General features: G+C 58.4%; 19 protein-coding genes. 3 read left to right on the top strand and 16 right to left on the bottom strand.

All coding sequences use genetic code 11. The annotated features are described in order from the left end of the window. The first annotated feature begins 4 nt into the window (after positions 1–4). Positions 5–850 (top strand): 3-mercaptopyruvate sulfurtransferase, encoded by an 846-nt coding sequence (gene sseA, locus QFI97_RS08090; protein ID WP_346430896.1) that lies wholly within the window; start codon positions 5–7, stop codon positions 848–850. A 31-nt stretch (positions 851–881) separates the two neighbouring features. Here the strand turns inward: sseA and sseB are convergent, their stop codons facing one another. The 11 genes from sseB to trmJ all read right to left on the bottom strand — a co-directional run bounded on the left by sseB (position 882) and on the right by trmJ (position 10,045). Beyond that, a complete protein-coding gene (gene sseB, locus QFI97_RS08085; RefSeq protein WP_346430895.1) occupies positions 882–1,658 on the bottom strand; it encodes an enhanced serine sensitivity protein SseB in 777 nt (258 codons plus the stop codon). An 87-nt stretch (positions 1,659–1,745) separates the two neighbouring features. Continuing rightward, complete coding sequence (gene pepB, locus QFI97_RS08080; protein ID WP_095100279.1) at positions 1,746–3,032, bottom strand: aminopeptidase PepB; 1,287 nt, start codon at positions 3,030–3,032, stop codon at positions 1,746–1,748. Positions 3,033–3,211: 179 nt separating this feature from the next. Next, complete coding sequence (gene iscX / locus QFI97_RS08075; protein WP_041146721.1) at positions 3,212–3,412, bottom strand: Fe-S cluster assembly protein IscX; 201 nt, start codon at positions 3,410–3,412, stop codon at positions 3,212–3,214. Position 3,413: 1 nt separating this feature from the next. Then, positions 3,414–3,749, bottom strand: a complete 336-nt coding sequence (fdx, locus tag QFI97_RS08070) for an ISC system 2Fe-2S type ferredoxin (protein WP_095100276.1) — start codon at positions 3,747–3,749, stop codon at positions 3,414–3,416. Between the two features lies 1 nt (position 3,750). Then, entirely contained in the window at positions 3,751–5,601 is a 1,851-nt protein-coding gene (gene hscA, locus QFI97_RS08065) for a Fe-S protein assembly chaperone HscA (protein ID WP_346430894.1), read from the bottom strand. A 75-nt stretch (positions 5,602–5,676) separates the two neighbouring features. After that, a complete protein-coding gene (hscB, locus tag QFI97_RS08060) occupies positions 5,677–6,192 on the bottom strand; it encodes a co-chaperone HscB (protein WP_346430893.1) in 516 nt (171 codons plus the stop codon). Between the two features lie 182 nt (positions 6,193–6,374). Further along, positions 6,375–6,698, bottom strand: a complete 324-nt coding sequence (gene iscA, locus QFI97_RS08055) for an iron-sulfur cluster assembly protein IscA (RefSeq protein WP_041146725.1) — start codon at positions 6,696–6,698, stop codon at positions 6,375–6,377. A 15-nt stretch (positions 6,699–6,713) separates the two neighbouring features. Continuing rightward, positions 6,714–7,100, bottom strand: coding sequence for a Fe-S cluster assembly scaffold IscU (gene iscU / locus QFI97_RS08050; RefSeq protein WP_002913991.1), 387 nt, complete (start codon positions 7,098–7,100; stop codon positions 6,714–6,716). Between the two features lie 26 nt (positions 7,101–7,126). Beyond that, a complete protein-coding gene (gene iscS / locus QFI97_RS08045) occupies positions 7,127–8,341 on the bottom strand; it encodes a cysteine desulfurase (RefSeq protein ID WP_041146726.1) in 1,215 nt (404 codons plus the stop codon). Positions 8,342–8,583: 242 nt separating this feature from the next. Beyond that, entirely contained in the window at positions 8,584–9,075 is a 492-nt protein-coding gene (gene iscR, locus QFI97_RS08040; protein WP_041146727.1) for a Fe-S cluster assembly transcriptional regulator IscR, read from the bottom strand. Positions 9,076–9,304: 229 nt separating this feature from the next. After that, complete coding sequence (trmJ, locus tag QFI97_RS08035) at positions 9,305–10,045, bottom strand: tRNA (cytosine(32)/uridine(32)-2'-O)-methyltransferase TrmJ (protein WP_095100266.1); 741 nt, start codon at positions 10,043–10,045, stop codon at positions 9,305–9,307. 120 nt (positions 10,046–10,165) lie between these two features. Here trmJ and suhB point away from each other — a divergent pair, with 120 nt between their 5' ends. After that, positions 10,166–10,969: an inositol-1-monophosphatase gene (gene suhB / locus QFI97_RS08030; RefSeq protein ID WP_095100264.1), complete on the top strand. Its 804-nt coding sequence runs from the start codon at positions 10,166–10,168 to the stop codon at positions 10,967–10,969. Between the two features lie 43 nt (positions 10,970–11,012). Here the strand turns inward: suhB and QFI97_RS08025 are convergent, their stop codons facing one another. Further along, positions 11,013–11,993, bottom strand: coding sequence for a nickel/cobalt transporter (locus tag QFI97_RS08025; RefSeq protein ID WP_346430892.1), 981 nt, complete (start codon positions 11,991–11,993; stop codon positions 11,013–11,015). Then, positions 11,984–12,622 carry a DUF1007 family protein gene (locus tag QFI97_RS08020; RefSeq protein WP_095100259.1) on the bottom strand — a complete coding sequence of 213 codons (639 nt, stop codon included), beginning with the start codon at positions 12,620–12,622 and terminating at the stop codon, positions 11,984–11,986. Before QFI97_RS08020 ends, QFI97_RS08025 begins: the two co-directional genes overlap by 10 nt. A gap of 124 nt (positions 12,623–12,746) precedes the next feature. Between QFI97_RS08020 and csiE the strand changes: the two genes are divergently transcribed. After that, a complete protein-coding gene (gene csiE, locus QFI97_RS08015; RefSeq protein WP_095100257.1) occupies positions 12,747–14,024 on the top strand; it encodes a stationary phase inducible protein CsiE in 1,278 nt (425 codons plus the stop codon). Here csiE and QFI97_RS08010 read toward each other — a convergent pair. The 3 genes from QFI97_RS08010 to QFI97_RS08000 form a co-directional block, all read right to left on the bottom strand. Beyond that, positions 14,021–15,154, bottom strand: coding sequence for a 3-phenylpropionate MFS transporter (locus QFI97_RS08010; RefSeq protein ID WP_346430891.1), 1,134 nt, complete (start codon positions 15,152–15,154; stop codon positions 14,021–14,023). The genes csiE and QFI97_RS08010 overlap by 4 nt on opposite strands. 91 nt (positions 15,155–15,245) lie before the next feature. Next, positions 15,246–16,127 carry an aldose 1-epimerase gene (locus QFI97_RS08005; protein ID WP_346430890.1) on the bottom strand — a complete coding sequence of 294 codons (882 nt, stop codon included), beginning with the start codon at positions 16,125–16,127 and terminating at the stop codon, positions 15,246–15,248. A gap of 9 nt (positions 16,128–16,136) precedes the next feature. Then, complete coding sequence (locus QFI97_RS08000; RefSeq protein WP_346430889.1) at positions 16,137–17,198, bottom strand: zinc-dependent alcohol dehydrogenase family protein; 1,062 nt, start codon at positions 17,196–17,198, stop codon at positions 16,137–16,139. Positions 17,199–17,215 lie beyond the last annotated feature (17 nt).

Below are 17,215 nucleotides of genomic sequence, written 5' to 3'. Positions count from 1 at the left end.
AGCCATGTCCACTTCGTTTTTTATCGCCGCCGACTGGTTAGCGGAACATATTGATGACCCGGAAATCCAGATTATCGATGCCCGAATGGCGCCGCCAGGGCAGGAAGATCGCGATTTGCACGCCGAATATCGCGCGGGTCATATTCCCAACGCCGTATTTTTCGATATTGAAGCGCTTTCCGATCGCACCAGCCCGCTGCCGCATATGATGCCGCGCGCGGAAGCCTTCGCCGTGGCGATGCGCGAGCTTGGCGTGAGCAGCGATAAGCATCTGGTGGTTTACGATGAAGGCAACCTCTTCTCGGCGCCGCGCGCCTGGTGGATGCTGCGGACCTTCGGGGTCGAAAACGTCTCTATTCTCGCCGGCGGCCTGGCCGGCTGGCAGCGCGATGAGCTGCCGCTGGAGCAGGACGATCCGCAGCTACCGGAGGGCGAATTCGACGGCCGCTTCGACCCGCTGGTGGTTAAGCGGCTGACCGACGTGCTGCTGGTGAGCCATGAAGGATCGGCCCAGATCGTCGACGCGCGTCCGGCCGGGCGCTTTAACGGACTCGTCGATGAGCCGCGTCCGGGACTGCGCCGGGGGCATATTCCCGGGGCGCTGAACGTCCCGTGGACCGAGCTGGTGATTAACGGCGAGCTGAAGACTATCGACGAGCTGAATGATATTTTCCTGCGTCAGGGCGTGGATTTTGAGCGGCCGATTATCGCCAGCTGCGGGTCCGGCGTCACGGCGGCCGTGGTGGTGCTGGCGCTGACGACGCTGGGCGTCAACGGCGTCTGCCTGTATGACGGTTCGTGGAGCGAATGGGGCGCCCGCCCGGATCTGCCGATAGAGCCGGCGCAATAAAAATAGCGGCGGGGTTAATGCCCCGCCGTCATCAGATAATGCGGTTCTGCTTGAAATCGCGCAGGAAGCTGCCCCAGCGCTTTTCATAGAATGGCGCGATATGGGCAATCATAAAGTGGCTGATGCCCTTCTCCCCTTCCACGACCTGGCAAATATCGATCGGCTCATCGCCGGGCTGCGTGTCGGTTGCCACGCTGCCGGTCGCCTGGATGACCTCTTCAATATCCCCCTCGGCCTCAATGCCGATAAGCAGATTCGCCGGCGCGTCGGCGCTGTCCTTAATCGAGCATAGAAACGCGCGCTTTACGGTTTTCAGGGATTTAAAGAGCGTGGTCAGCGAATCCACCATCTGCGCCGGCGGCTCGGCCACCTCAGACAGCAGCAGAGGCTGCCCGCCTTCCAGCACGGTTTGCGCGCTCAGAGGACCGCCATCTTCACCCAGCAGATGCTTGATTTCGTTCGGCGTAAACTCTTTTCCGGCCGGCAGTTTGGCATTGAGGAACAGCGTCTCGCCCAGCGTCATCGCCATCAGCGTACGCGCCGGCATCGCCACAAAAGACTGCTCGTCTTCGACCGCCTGCTGCAGCGCCTCCAGCGAGGTAAAAAAGGGAATGACCGAGGCGCCATCATCTTTTTCCCAGTGCTGCAGGTCTACGGCGCTCTCTTCGACAACCTTTTCACCTTCCGCCGCCGCTCCGGGCACCCAAACGGTGGACTCCAGCAGCGTACGGAAAAAAGCCGGGCGATGGCCTGGCTCAATCGCCGCCTTTTCCAGCAGCGTTTCTAATTCATTTTTAGTTTCGGACATGGCTCTCACAACATCAGAATCAGAAATCCCCCGGCCGTGGACGCGGGCCGGGGTGAGACAATCCGGGGCGCCAGCGCCCCGCCATTTTTACTCTGCGGTTAACAGATTGGCAATCGTGCGCACGCCGAGCCCCGTCGCGCCGGCTGACCACTGCTCAACGGCGGATTTACGGTAGGTCGCGGAGCAGTCGATGTGCAGCCAGCCCTGATGATAGTTCTCAACGAAATGGGAGAGGAATCCTGCCGCCGTGCTGGCGCCCGCCGGATAGGCGGCGCTGCCGGTGTTGTTCAGCTCGGCGAAGTTCGACGGCAGCTGGCCGCGGTGGAATTCCGCCAGCGGCAGACGCCAGAAGGCTTCGTTTTCCGCCTGCGCGCTCGCCAGCAGGCGAGCCGCCAGCGCGTCGTCGAAGCTGAACAGCGCGTGGTAATCGTTGCCCAGCGCGGTTTTCGCCGCTCCGGTCAGCGTCGCCGCGTCGATAATCAGCTCCGGCTTCTGCGCAGACGCATCAATTAGCCCATCCGCCAGCACCAGACGGCCTTCGGCGTCGGTGTTCATAATTTCTACGGTTTTACCGTTACGGTAGCGAATGATATCGCCAAGCTTGAAGGCGTTGCCGCTAATCAGGTTGTCAGCGCAGCACAGGTAGAGCTTCACGCGCTTATTCAGGCCGCGGGAGATCGCAAACGCCAGCGCGCCGGTGACCGTTGCCGCGCCGCCCATGTCGGACTTCATCGAATCCATAAACGCGCTCTGCTTGATGCTGTAGCCGCCGGAATCGAAGGTGATGCCTTTCCCCACCAGGCAGGCGTAGACCGGCGCATCTTTATCGCCGGTGGGGTTGTAGTCCAGCGCCAGCAGGACCGGCGGGCGCTCGGAGCCGCGTCCTACGGTATGCAGACCAAGATAGTTCTGCTCGCGCAGGTCCTCGCCTTTGGTGATGCGGTAAGAGACGTTATCGCAGCCAACGCCGCACAGCAGATCGACCGCGCGCTGGGCCAGCTGCTCCGGGCCGAGCTCTTCCGCCGGGGCGTTAATGGTGTCGCGCACCCAGTCGATAATGGCCAGACGGCTGTCCAGCTCGCGCTTTTGCGCATCATCCAGCGCCGGCCACTCAACCTGGCGGCTGCCTTTCGGCCCTTTATAGCCCGCCCAGAACGCCCACGCGCGATCGGTATTCCAGCCTTCGCCATCGAGAGCGACGTGCCTGATGCCCATCCCGTCAACTTTACGCGCCGCGCGCTGAATCAGGCCCAGGTCGTCTTTACCGTTCAGATGCAGGGTGATGCCGTCGTTGTTAATGCTGTAAGCCGCTTTTTCTCCCCAGCGCGCGTCGGCAGGTTGGGTCGTCAGCGTAATCTTCATGGCTTCGGTCATTTTATTCATCCTTATTAGCAAACGGGCCACCCTATGGCAGCCCGTTAAAATTTTTCCGCTAAATGATTCGCGTTGCAGGAAGGCGGCAAGTAAGCAAATCCCCTGGAGCATAGATAACTATGCGACTGGGGTGAGCGAACGCGGCCAACGCATCTGCAACGTGGAACATGACGCGAAAATTATTCTGCTTCGTCTAACCAGACTAGCAGAATTGCCTCCAGAATTTTTTCATTGGATGCGTTTGGATCGTCATTAAACTCTTCCAGCTCGCAAATCCACTGATGCAAATCGGTGAAGCGAACGGTTTTCGGGTCGAGATCCGGGAAGGCGTCATACAGCGCTTCGCCTATTTCGCGACTATCGGTCCATTTCAGTGCCATATCAATGCTCGCGTGCGTGGTTGATGGTGTAGCGCGGAATTTCGACGACCAGATCGTCGGCGGTCACGCGCGCCTGGCAGCTCAGACGGCTGTCGGGTTCCAGCCCCCAGGCCTTATCCAGCATATCGTCTTCATCTTCGGTACTTTCGGCCAGCGAGTCAAAACCTTCACGCACGATGCAGTGGCAGGTGGTGCAGGCGCAGGATTTTTCACAGGCGTGTTCAATCTCAATACCGCTACGCAGCGCAGCATCAAGAATGGTCTCACCGATTTTAGCTTCCACAACTACGCCATCCGGGCACAGGTCCTGATGGGGTAGAAAAACAATCTTTGGCATATTAAACCTCGTCCACGGATTGGCCTTTCAGCGCGGTACGGACCGACTGGTCCATGCGGCGTGCGGCAAATTCCTGGGTTTGTGTGTCTGTATTTTTAATGGCTTCTTTTATTGCATCGGCGTCATCGCCTGCCGCCACCGCGCGCAGCTGCGCAGCTGCGTCATCGATAGCCTGACGTTCTGCGGCGCTTAACAGCGCGGCATCGCTGGCCAGCGCGCTTTCCAGGCTTTCCAGAACGCGTGCGGCTTCGACTTTTTGCTCGGCCAGCATTCGCGCCTTGACGTCCTGCTCGGCGTGGCTCATCGAATCTTTGATCATGGTGGCGATTTCGCTGTCGCTCAGGCCGTAGGAGGGTTTCACCTGAATGGACGCTTCGACCGCGGTCGATTTCTCCATAGCGGTGACGCTCAACAGCCCGTCGGCATCGACCTGGAAAGTGACGCGAATATGCGCCCCGCCCGCCGGCATTGCCGGGATACCGCGCAGCGCAAAACGCGCCAGCGAACGGCAGTCCTGCACCAGCTCGCGCTCGCCCTGCATGACGTGGATGGACATCGCCGTCTGACCGTCTTTAAAGGTGGTGAACTCCTGGGCGCGGGCCACCGGAATGGTGGTATTGCGCGGGATCACTTTCTCCACCAGGCCGCCCATCGTTTCCAGCCCCAAAGAGAGCGGGATAACGTCGAGCAGCAGCAGCTCGCTGTCCGGCTTGTTGCCGACCAGAATATCGGCCTGAATGGCGGCGCCGATGGCGACAACTTTATCCGGGTCAATGGTGGTCAGCGGGGTACGGCCAAAAAACTCGCCGACGCGCTCGCGCACCAGCGGCACGCGGGTTGAGCCGCCCACCATCACCACTTCCAGCACCTCTTCCGCGCTCACGCCGGCGTCCTTCAACGCGCGACGACAGGCCAGCAGAGTGCGCTTAACCAGCGGAGCAATCAGCTCATTAAAGTGGCTACGGGTGATTTCGCCCTGCCAGCCACCCACGTCAACGCGGGCGGTTTCCGCTGTGCTAAGGGCAATTTTGGCCGCAATAGCCGCGTCCAGCAGCTCGCGCTGCAGGCGGTTATCGCTGCGATCGCTGAGGCCCGCCTGCTCGCGCAGATAGTCCGCCAGCAGATGGTCGAAATCGTCGCCGCCGAGCGCCGAGTCGCCGCCGGTAGCCAGAACTTCGAAGACGCCGCGGCTGAGGCGCAGAACGGAAATATCAAAGGTGCCGCCGCCGAGATCGTACACCGCGATAACCCCTTCCTGACCGGAGTCGAGACCGTAGGCAATCGCCGCCGCCGTCGGTTCGTTAAGCAGGCGAAGTACGTGCAGGCCGGCCAGACGCGCGGCGTCTTTAGTGCCCTGGCGCTGCGCATCGTCGAAATAGGCCGGCACGGTGATCACCACGCCGTCGAGCTCGCCGGCAAGGGCTTCCGTCGCGCGGGCGGACAGCGCCTTGAGGATATCGGCAGAAACGCGGACCGGATTAAGCAGACCGCCGGCGGTTTGAATCATTGGCAGACCGTTTTCGCTGGCCTGCAGCTGGTAAGGCAGATGCGGGTAGCGGGTCTGAATATCGACCAGAGAGCGGCCCATCATGCGCTTCACCGAGCTGATGGTGTTGACCGGGTCCAACGCCGCATTCTGTCGGGCGTCATAGCCGACGCTCAGGCCGGACGTTTGGTAGTTCACCACCGAAGGCAGCAGATAGCGCCCCTGGCGATCGGGCAGAGTTTCGGCCTGGCCGCTACGCACGGTGGCGACCAGTGAATTGGTGGTACCCAGGTCAATACCCGCCGCCAGACGACGCTGGTGCGGCGCGGCACTCAGGCCAGGCTCACTAATTTGTAATAAGGCCATAATTGCTTCCGAATATTAATTTACTCGTCATAATCTGTGCTGCAGCTACGTTGGCTGCATGGCGACCCGAATACGTTAGAGTGAAAAAAACTTTTCTTCGAGTTGTTCTGCTACGTTCTGAAGCTTATCGAGAAAACGCAGCTTACGCACGGTATCCGCCGCGGCCTCCCACGCTTCGCCGTCTAATTGCTCAACGACCTGCCGCTGACGGACGTCGTACATCCCCTTCACACGATGAATAAACGCGCTCAAACGCGCTTCATCCTGCGATTTTTCGATCTCATCCAGCTCTTCGCGCAGCTCCAGCTGTTCCATCAGGAACGCGGTATCGCGCACGGTGTGCTGCTCGCTGGCTAAATCGAAGCCGTGAAGCGAAAGGATGTATTCGGCGCGGGTCAGCGGATGACGCAGCGTTTGCCACGCCTGATTAATCGTCGCGGAGTGCTGCACGGAGGCGAGCTGTTCGGCGGCGCTGGCGCTGGCGAACCGGTCGGGGTGATACTGACGCTGCAAATCCTGGTACCGGACAGCCAGCTGTTCTTGCGAAAGGGTATAACTGACCGGTAACCCGAAGAGGGCAAAATAGTCCATAGTAACCTCAGGGTTAACGAGATAAAGCAAACCCCACGCACGGTACTCCGCAGTGGGGTTATATATCCGCGCCTCTCAGGACACATCTTAACCGGCGGCGTCCGCCTACTGTCGTAAGCCTATCGGGAAACGCCCGCGTGCCGCCTCGATGCTGCACCGAAATTTAGCGGATATAGTGCAGATTACACGTTGAAGCTTTCGCCGCAGCCGCACTCATCTTTGATGTTCGGGTTGGTAAACTTAAACCCTTCATTCAGGCCTTCTTTGACAAAGTCCAGCTGAGTGCCGTCGAGGAACTGCAGGCTTTTGCCGTCGATCACTACCTTGACGCCTTTATCTTCAAACACGGTGTCTTCTGCCGCCGGCTCGTCAACAAATTCCAGCACGTAGGCCATACCTGAGCATCCGGAGGTGCGAACACCTAAGCGCAGACCAAAGCCTTTGCCGCGGTTGGCCAGGAAGGTATTCACTCGCGACGCTGCGCTGTCGCTAAGAGTAATCGACATACAATAACCTCTTAATTATTTCGCTTCACGCTTGCTTTTGTAATCCGCAATCGCGGCTTTAATCGCGTCTTCCGCCAGGATAGAGCAGTGGATTTTTACCGGCGGCAGCTCCAGTTCATCGGCGATATCGGTGTTTTTGATAGCCTGAGCTTCGTCCAGAGACTTGCCCTTCACCCACTCGGTAACCAGGGAGCTTGAAGCGATAGCGGAACCGCAGCCGTAGGTCTTGAAGCGCGCGTCTTCAATGATACCTTCATTGTTGACTTTAATCTGCAGCTTCATAACGTCGCCGCACGCCGGCGCGCCGACCATGCCGCTACCGACATTTTCATCGCTGTTGTCAAAAGAGCCAACGTTGCGCGGATTCTCGTAATGATCGATAACTTTTTCGCTGTATGCCATGATGAATTCTCCTTAATACCTACCGATTAATGATGTGACCATTCAATGCTGTTCAGATCCACGCCCTGCTTGAACATTTCCCACAGCGGAGAAAGATCGCGCAGACGACCAATGGAGTTGCGAACCAGGTTGATGGTGTAGTCAATCTCTTCTTCGGTAGTAAAACGACCTAAAGAGAAACGGATAGAACTGTGCGCCAGTTCATCAGTCATGCCCAGCGCGCGGAGCACGTAGGACGGCTCAAGGCTCGCTGAGGTACAAGCGGAGCCGGAGGAAACGGCCAGGTCTTTCAGCGCCATAATCAGCGATTCGCCTTCAACATAGTTGAAGCTGACGTTGAGAATGTTCGGCGCGCCCTGGGCGAGGTCACCGTTGAGGTAAACCTCTTCCATATCTTTTACGCCTTCCCACAGACGGTTACGCAGACCGCGCAGGCGCGCCATCTCGGTTTCCATCTCTTCTTTCGCGATACGGTAAGCTTCGCCCATACCGACGATCTGGTGGACAGGCAGAGTGCCTGAACGCATGCCGCGCTCGTGACCGCCGCCGTGCATCTGCGCTTCAATACGAATACGCGGTTTGCGACGGACGTACAGCGCGCCAATGCCTTTCGGGCCATAAATTTTGTGACCGGAGAAGGACATCAGGTCAACTTTCAGCTGGCTCAGGTCGATAGGCAGTTTGCCCACGCTCTGGGTGGCGTCAACGTGATAAATGATACCGCGTGCGCGGCACATTTCGCCGATGGTTGCGATGTCCTGCACCACGCCGATTTCGTTGTTCACGTGCATGATGGAGACCACGATGGTGTCATCGCGCATGGCCGCTTCCAGCTCTTTCAGATCGATAATACCGTTGCGCTGCGGCGCCAGGTAGGTGATCTCGAAACCTTCACGCTCCAGCTGGCGACAGGTATCCAGCACGGCTTTGTGCTCGGTTTTGCTGGTGATAATGTGCTTGCCTTTTTTCTGATAAAAGTTGGCTGCACCTTTAATCGCCAGGTTGTCGGATTCCGTTGCGCCTGAGGTAAAGACGATTTCGCGCGGGTCGGCACCGACCAGCTCGGCAATCTGATTACGGGCAATATCTACCGCCTCTTCAGCCTGCCAGCCAAAACGGTGTGAACGAGAGGCCGGGTTACCAAAGGTCCCGTCCAGGGTCAGAAACTGCATCATTTTCTCGGCAACACGCGGGTCCACCGGCGTTGTTGCGGAGTAATCGAGATAAATCGGTAATTTCATTGCTCTTTAACTCCGTACATCACTCAATGCAAGGAACCAGGCGGCCGGCTTGATGTACGACCGGGTAAACGGGATGTCGCAACATCCCGGCCTGATTCGAAAATCTTTTATAATTTTTACCCTAACTGTTTTGCGATGCAGCAAGGCGGCGGGCTTGTAAGCCCCCAGAAGCTTACATCAGCAAGCGGCTGGGGTGAACAAACGCGGCCTACGCAGCAGCGCCCCGAAACAGGACGGGTAAACTACGCACGCAGTTTGACGTCGATAGCGTCCTGAGTGCGGGTATTACGCTGGGATTCATGGCTGTGCTGACGACCCGAAACATCAAGGATTTCCTGGTTGTTCACCAGTTCGCCCAGAGTGATGTTATTCAGGAAGCTGGTCAGGCGCTCGCTCAGGTCGCGCCACAGCGCGTGGGTCAGGCATTTATCGCCACCCTGGCAGCCGCCTTTACCCTGACAACGGGTGGCGTCAACGGATTCATCAACCGCGCTGATAACTTCGCCAACGGCGATGCTACCGGCTTCTTTCCCTAATAAATAACCGCCGCCTGGACCGCGTACGCTCGATACCAGACCATTTTTACGCAGGCGGGAAAACAGCTGTTCCAGATAGGAAAGCGAAATCCCCTGACGCTCAGAAATATCAGCTAACGGAACCGGGCCCGATTCAGAGTTGAGCGCGACGTCCAGCATCGCGGTCACAGCATAACGCCCTTTAGATGTCAGTCTCATGTCTTACTTAACCTCAAACTCGCCCCTGCCCGGGCTTTTTATTAATATGGGTATTGCATAGCAGGGCCAAGTCTGACATTCCCGAGTAATTTGGTCAACTATTTACTTGACTGTTTTAGTCAGGTATTTGGCTATCTGTGCCCTATCGCCCGGCGGCTGATATTCGCGACCGCACAGCGGCTCCGCGAGCGGCGGTATCAGCCGCTCAGCGCGCCCCTATGCGGCGCGGTTACTCTTTATCCTTCTGCGGCTGCTCAATCGACGCCAGCATTCCGCGCAGGATGTTCAGCTCCTGGCTTTCCGGACGCGCGCGGGTAAACAGACGACGCAGTTTGTTCATCACCTGCCCCGGATGGCTGGCGCGAATAAAGCCGGTCGCCAGCAGCGTCTGCTCGAGATGGCCGTAAAAGCGCTCTAAATCATCCACCAGCGGATACGGCGTTTCGTCCTGTTGTTCGACCTGGGGCTGTTCCTGCTCCTGCGTTGCCAGCCACGCCATCCGCACTTCATAAGCGATGACCTGCACCGCCATTGCCAGGTTCAGCGAGCTGTACTCCGGATTGGCGGCAATCGCGACGTGATAATGGCATTTCTGCAGCTCGTCGTTGGTCAGACCGACGCGCTCGCGGCCGAATACCAAAGCCACCGGGGCGTGCTGGCCTTCTGATACGCTCTTCAGGCCGCATTCGCGCGGGTCGAGCATCGGCCACGGCAAAGTACGCGAACGCGCGCTGGTTCCGACCACCAGGCTACATCCGGCCAGGGCTTCATCCAGCGTATCGACAATATGCGCATTGCCAATAACGTCGCTGGCGCCGGCCGCCAGGGCGATAGCCTGCGAGTCAGGCTTAACCAGCGGGTTAACCAACCACAGGTTAGTCAGGCCCATCGTTTTCATTGCCCGAGCCACGGAGCCCATATTGCCAGTGTGTGATGTTTCTACCAGTACGATACGAATATTTTGCAGCATTAGTGTTCTTCGGCTAAAGATTATTCACGCATGCTATCATAAAACGAAGACATAGGCAGATTTCACTGTTACTATGTGCGCCGTTTTTTCCCGTTCTTTAACATCCAGTGAGAGAGACCGATGCATCCGATGCTGAATATCGCCGTGCGCGCAGCGCGCAAGGCGGGTAATTTAATTGCCAAGCACTACGAAACCCCAGACTCCGTAGAAACCAGCCAGAAAGGCAGCAATGATTTTGTGACCAACGTCGATAAGGCAGCCGAAGCGCTGATTATTGAAACGATTCGCAAATCTTACCCGCAGCACACTATTATCACCGAAGAAAGCGGTGAGCACGTAGGTGAAGATCAGGATGTTCAATGGGTTATCGATCCACTGGATGGCACCACCAACTTCGTAAAACGTCTGCCGCACTTCTCCGTATCCATCGCCGTACGCATTAAAGGCCGTACCGAAGTCGCCGTGGTTTACGATCCGATGCGCAACGAACTATTCACCGCGACCCGCGGCCAGGGCGCTCAGCTGAACGGCTATCGTCTGCGCGGCAGCACCGCTCGCGATCTGGATGGCACGATTATCGCCACCGGCTTCCCGTTCAAAGCGAAACAGCACGCCACCTCTTACATGAATATTCTGGGCAAAATGTTTACCGAATGCGCTGACTTCCGCCGCACAGGTTCTGCTGCCCTGGATCTGGCCTACGTTGCCGCAGGCCGCGTCGATGGCTACTTCGAGATCGCGCTGAAGCCTTGGGATTTCGCCGCCGGCGAGCTGATCGCTCGTGAAGCGGGCGCTATCGTTTGCGACTTCACCGGTGGCCATAACTACCTGCACAGCGGCAACATCGTTGCCGGCAACCCGCGCGTAGTTAAAGCGATGCTGGCCAACATGCGTGAAGAGCTGAGCGAAGCGCTGAAGCGTTAATCTCTCTCACCTCATCCCGGCCCGCCCGGGATGAGGATATCACTCAAAACGGCCGCAGCCCGCCGCCGCCCGGCACCGCGCTGCTCCACATCACCACCGCCGCCGCCACTAAAATGACGCCGCCGGACAGCGCCAGCGTCGACCAGCCAACCTGCTGCCAGAGAGGCGGCGTTTTATTCCCGCTAAGCCTGACGGCCAGCTGACGGAAGCCGTGCACCAGCAGCGCCAGCCCGCTGATGGTCAGCGAGGTTCCCGCCGCCATTGCCAGCGCCGCCGCCATTCCCCAGCTAAATACGCCAATCACCTTACTGAACAGCAGGACCATGATCGCCCCTGAGCAGGGACGCATGCCCATCGACAGAACGATGACCAGCCGCGCGCGCCAGTCATCGCCGCTTTGCAGCTGTTCCGGCACCGGCATATGCTGATGCCCGCAGCCGCAGTGCGCATGATGAACGTGATGCGGCGTAAAGGCGGTAAACGTTGGCCGACGCAGCAGCCCGCGCAGCTTTTTCAGCGCCCGCCAGCACAGCAGCAGGCCCAGCGCGCCGACCAGCAGATAGCTCCCCTTCTCCAGCCAAAAGCTGCTGAGATGAAGCTGCCTTGCCGGCAGCTGCAGCAGGGTCAGCACCACCACCACCAGCACGATCGCCACCACTCCCTGCAGGAGCGAGGCGGCCAGCGTCAGCGCAATGCTCGACCTGAGCTTCGCGGGATGCGTCGCCAGCCAGGTGCTAATCACAATCTTGCCGTGCCCCGGCCCCAGCGCGTGCAGTACGCCGTAGATAAAGCTAAACGTCAGCAGCGAAAGCCCCGCCGCTCGCGGATTTTCCGCCACCGCTTTAAGCAGGCCGCTTAGCTCGAAATTTAACGCCCGCTGCCAGATAGCGCTTTGCCGCATCACCTCCGGCCAGGCCTGCCACAGCCAGACGCCCGCGCCCAACGCCAGCGCTAAAAACAGCGCCAGCGGCCACAGCTGACGCAGGCGGGAAGCCCGGGAGGGAGTTGAAAATACTACCGACATGTCAGCGTCACCTTCTGAGCAAAATAGGTTCCGAGCGCCATATCTTCCGGCGGCGCGTCGGCTTTATCGAGCGATTGCGCAAAGGCCGTCATTTTATCATTCGGCTTTGGCGTCACGACCGTCACTTTACACCCCGCGCGCAGCGCCGCAGGCAGAGTGACATCGCCCGGCTTCTCATAGAACATATCGACGTAATAGGTGGGGTCGTAGGTCGAAAGCGTCAGGGTTTGGCCCGCCAGAGGCTGCGGTTTAGCCAGCGGCAGAGTAAAGGTCAGTACCGCCTGATGCCCGTCACGTTCAAGACCGTAGCCGTCGGGGCGATTGTCAAACTTCACGTGCTGGCCGTTATGCCAAAGCTCGCTGAAGTAGTGCTGCCCGAGGACGTTCGCCATCACTTCCGCCGCCAGCTTTTTCCAGACTTCATCTCCCGGCTTTGCGCTTCCGGCATCGTAAAGCAGGTCTGAGGAGGTGATCTCATCCATCGTCCAGCGCATTTTAAAACCGGTGAGCTGTCCGTTATCGGCGACCACCTCCGTCCGCAGGCTGATAAAGCTATGCGGATGCGCTAGCACGCTAAATGATAAAACCATGAAAAATGCCGCACAGGTGCATTGTTTCACTCTCTTCATCCGTTCCTCGCGTGAAAAATTCTGTGAACCTATCCAGCAATCCTGACGTAAAGACGCCAGCCTGCCCAGATCTCTGTTCATCCATTGGCTATTCTTAGCAAAAATCCTAACTGGAACTTACCAGATGATGACAGTGATTGAACCACCATCTGCGCTTTCCAGTCCACAGCGCCGTAACCAGGTCCTGCTGATGTTTTATCTGCCCGGGCAGCCGGTGACCCCCGAGCGGCTTAGCGCTATCAACCTGGTTGATGAGGCCACGGCCCGGCAAGATATCGCGGAGACGGGACGTGAAATTCAGCGTTACCACCGCCTGACCCTCGCGTCGCAGGTGGACGGCAGCTATCGGATTGAAGGCGCCGCAATCGATCAACGCCTGTGCTTACTGCACGGCTTACGCCGGGCGCTGCGCCTGTGTCCGCATTTTATCAGCCACCATTTTACCCCAGCATTAAAAACGCAGCTTAAACTGCAGGGCGTTGCGCGCACCTTATACGACGACACCAATCTGCAGGCGCTGGTCAACCGCTGCGCCCGGACGCTTAACCGCCAGTTTGACTGCCGGGACATTCATTTCCTGCGTCTGTATCTGCAGTACTGCCTGCTTCAGCATCATCTCGGGCTGACGCCGGCCTTTACCGAACAGCAGCAGCGCTGGACGCAGGAGGCGGCGGAGTCGATTCTCGCCGCTGAGATTATCCGTCACTGGCAGCGTCGGGTCACCACCGCGCCGCACCCGGGCGAGCAGCTCTTTCTGACCCTGCTGTTCATGCTGCTCAAAACCCCCGATCCTATCCGCGATGGCCACCAGCAGGACCGGCGCCTGCACCTGGCTATCTCCGGGCTGATCCACCGTTTTCAGGATCTATCGGGCCGCCCGTTTAGCGACGATCAGGGGCTGAGCGATCAGCTCTATATTCATCTCTCCCAGGCGCTGAACCGCAGCGTGTTCGCTATCGGCATCGATAATGCGCTACCGGAAGAGATGAACCGCCTCTATCCGCGCCTGATGCGCACCACAAAAACGGCGCTGGAGGAGTTCGAAAGCGCCTACAGGGTCCGTTTTAATCAGGAAGAAGTGGGGCTGATTGCGGTGATTTTTGGCGCATGGCTGATGCAGAAAAGCGAGCTGCACGAGAAGCAGGTGGTGCTGCTCACCCACGACAATCCCGACCTTGAGCAGGCTCTTGAGCTGCAGCTGCGCGAGCTGACCCTGCTGCCGCTCAATATCAAATATCAAAACGTTCACGCCTTTCAAAAGGAAGGCGCGCCGAAGGGCGTGGCGCTGGTCGTGACCCCTTATGCTACGGCGCTACCGCTGTTTTCGCCGCCGCTGTTTCACGCTGAGGAGATGTTCAGCGATCACCAGCGGCAGCATATTTGTAAAATGCTCGAGGACTAGGCCACCGCCTTCGGCCGCAGAACCAGCGCCGGCAAGGCTACCAGCGCCATCACCCAGAAAACGCCCTGGTGCAGATGCTGATAGAGGAAGCCGGCAAATACCGTCATCACCGCAATGCTGCCCCCCATTGCGACCGCGGAGTAGACCGCCTGCAGACGAATCACCTCGCTGCCCTGACGCGCCGAAATATAGCGCATCGCCGCCAGGTGACATACCGTAAAGGTGCCGCAGTGCAGGATCTGCGCGACGATTAGCCACGGCAGCGCCGTGGTCCAGCCCATCAGGGTCCAGCGAATCAGCCCGCAAACGGCGGAAAGCAGCAGTAAATCGCGCGCGCTAAAGCGGCTAAATACTTTTTTGCTCAGCGCAAAGATAACCACCTCCGCGACCACCCCTAGCGACCAGAGATAGCCGATCGCCGAAGCGGAATAGCCCGCCTCCTGCCAGTAAATCGCGCTGAAACCATAGTAGGCGGCATGCGCGCCCTGCAGCAGGCAGACGCAGGCGAGGAAGCGCCAGCTTTGGCGCACCAGCTTCAGCCATGCCGGAAGTCCGGCCGTCTGCTGGTGGCGAACTTCCCCCTGCGGCATCACCGAGGGTTTAAGCAGCATGCCCAGCAGCATTGAAGCGATACCGAGGCTTAGCAGCACCAGGATCGCCCGATAATCAAACAGGCTGACCAGCTTGCCGGTCAGCGCGGAGCCGATAACAAACGCCACCGATCCCCACAGGCGCACGCGCCCGTAGTCCATAGTTATCTGCTTTTGCCAGGTATTCGCCAGCGCATCGGTCAGCGGTACCAGCGGAGAGAAGAACAGATTGAAGCCGACCATCACCACCATCAGCCAGGCCACGCGGCTATCGGCCCAAAAGCCAAGAACAAACAGCAGCGCCAGCAGCGCCAGGACACGCAGGGCGGAAATTAGCCGGGAGGGATCGCTCACCCGCGGCGCAATCAGCAGGCTGCCGAGAAAACGAGCCACCAGCCCGGCGCCGAGCAGCACGCCGATGGTTTCCGGCGTCAGCCCTGCGCCTGCCAGCCAGACGCTCCAGAACGGCAGGAAGATGCCGTAGCTAAAGAAGTAGGTAAAGTAACTAAGCGCCAGCCAGCGCGTGGAGTGCAAGACCATGATTTCCTCCCGAATGGAGGCGACAGTCTGGCGATAAACCCGCAAAGCCGCAAGGTGAAGTTGTACCTGCCCGTCTCCGGGCAGGTCGGGCTTAAACCGGACTGACTTTCAGCACCATTTTTTGCCTCATGCTTTCACCGCGTGAAAGCAGGGTTAATTGACCAAATCCCGGACGATGATGATCGTCAGGCGCGTGGCTCATTGGCTCAAAACAGAAGAAATCAAATTTATAGCCTTTATCAAACGCCGGATCGGAAACAAAAACAAAATAGCATGGAGCCGGAGGCTCGGTGGTCATGGAGAGTTGATACCCCAGCACAGGCTGCCGGATCGTCGCGATACCATCCCAGCCGGAGAAGCCATTATTTACCCAGCGCTGGGGGAGCGGCGCGGGCTGATTGAAATCCAGCTCCTGCGGTAAACTCTCCTGATGCTCTCCGGTTAGCCAACCTTCTATCTCCAGCCAGTAGCCGGTGGTCTGCGCCTGCACCCGCGTGTCATGCGACAGCGGTAAGTACGGATGCCAGCCCAGACCGAACGGCAGCGTGTCGCCATCATTCGTCACGCTCAGTTCCACCTCAACGCCGCTTTCGCTTAAGGTAAAGCGCTGCTGCGCGGTGTACTGATAGACGCCCTGGCGGTGGACATACTCTAACCTAAGCTGCGAGGGCGATTGCTCCTCACAGCACCAGCTATTCAGCCAGCCGTCACCGTGAAGATAGTGGCGATCCCACTCAACGTTCGGCGCCAGCCGATGCTCTCCTGCCGGCGAAGAAAACTGATTGCCGCTCACCCGATTGCCAAACGGCACCAGTGGAAAGCAAGAGGACTCCACCGCCACGCCGCTATTCAGACCCGGACGCAGCACCGGGATCGTTTTTCCCTGATGCTGCCACCATAGCCCCTCGATCGCGCCGCCGCGATCCGCAACCTGTAGCCGCAGCTGGCCGTTATCCAGTGTAAAAAGCGTCATCAGAGCTCCTTAATCGGGAAAATTAATCACCACTTTGCCACATTTACCGCTGGCCATGAGCGCGTAGGCCTCCCCCGCCTGAGCAAGCGAAAAACGATGGGTAATCGCGCTATGCGGCCACAGCTTCCAGTCGGTCAGATCGCGGGCGCACTTCTCCATATGGAACAAACTGGTCACCCAGGAGCCGATAATACGCCGCTGGTGATGCATCAGATCGGCGCTGACCTCAAACTCAACCTTCCCCGTTTCACCGATGTACACCACTCTTCCCCAATCCGCCGTAGACTGTAGCGCCAGCAGACGCCCCGCGGCATTGCCAGAACAATCCAGCGCCACATCCGCCCCGCCGTGCGTCAGTTCGGCAATCCGCGCCGGGAGGTTTTCCGTTGTCGCCAGGAAGCCATTATCCATCACCCCCAACTGTTTTGCCGTCGCCAGGCGCTCGGGCAGCATATCGACGCCGATAACGCGTTTCGCACCACGTCCTTTAGCCAGCATCATCGCCATCATGCCAACGGGCCCTAACCCGACAACCAGAACGTTGTCGCTGCCGGAAACCTCGCCGCGCAAAATACCTTCGTAGGCTGTCCCTACTCCGCAGCTAATAAACGCGCCATCTTCGTAACTAAGCGCATCAGGCAGATGAATCAGGTCCTTTTCCTCCGCCAGCAAATATTCCGCATGGCCGCCATCGCGCTGCCAGCCATAGGCCGCTTTGCCCTTTCCGGTACAGGAGATCGGAAAACCGCGACGGCAGTTGGAGCAAAAGCCGCAGCCGGAAATATGATAAACCAGCACCCGATCGCCCTCTTTAAAATGCCGGCAACCGGCCCCCGTAGCCATAATTTGTCCGCAGGGTTCATGACCATTAATAAAACCTTGATACAGTGGTTTATCCGGCGCGGCGGCGGTACCGCGATGCTGATGATAAATATAATGGACATCGCTACCGCAAATTCCTGAGGATTTCATTTTAATCAGGACCTGATTAATCCCCGGGGTTGGTACAGATACTTCGCGCAGCTCAACGCTTGAGTTCCCCGGTAAAAAAGCAGCCAACATTGTTTTCATAATTCCCTCTATACAAA

This window comes from Klebsiella scottii (assembly GCF_036561945.1).
Classification (GTDB): Bacteria; Pseudomonadota; Gammaproteobacteria; order Enterobacterales; family Enterobacteriaceae; genus Klebsiella; species Klebsiella scottii.
The sequence above is the reverse complement of the archived record's forward strand: the minus strand, read 5'-3'. Positions and strand labels throughout refer to the sequence as shown.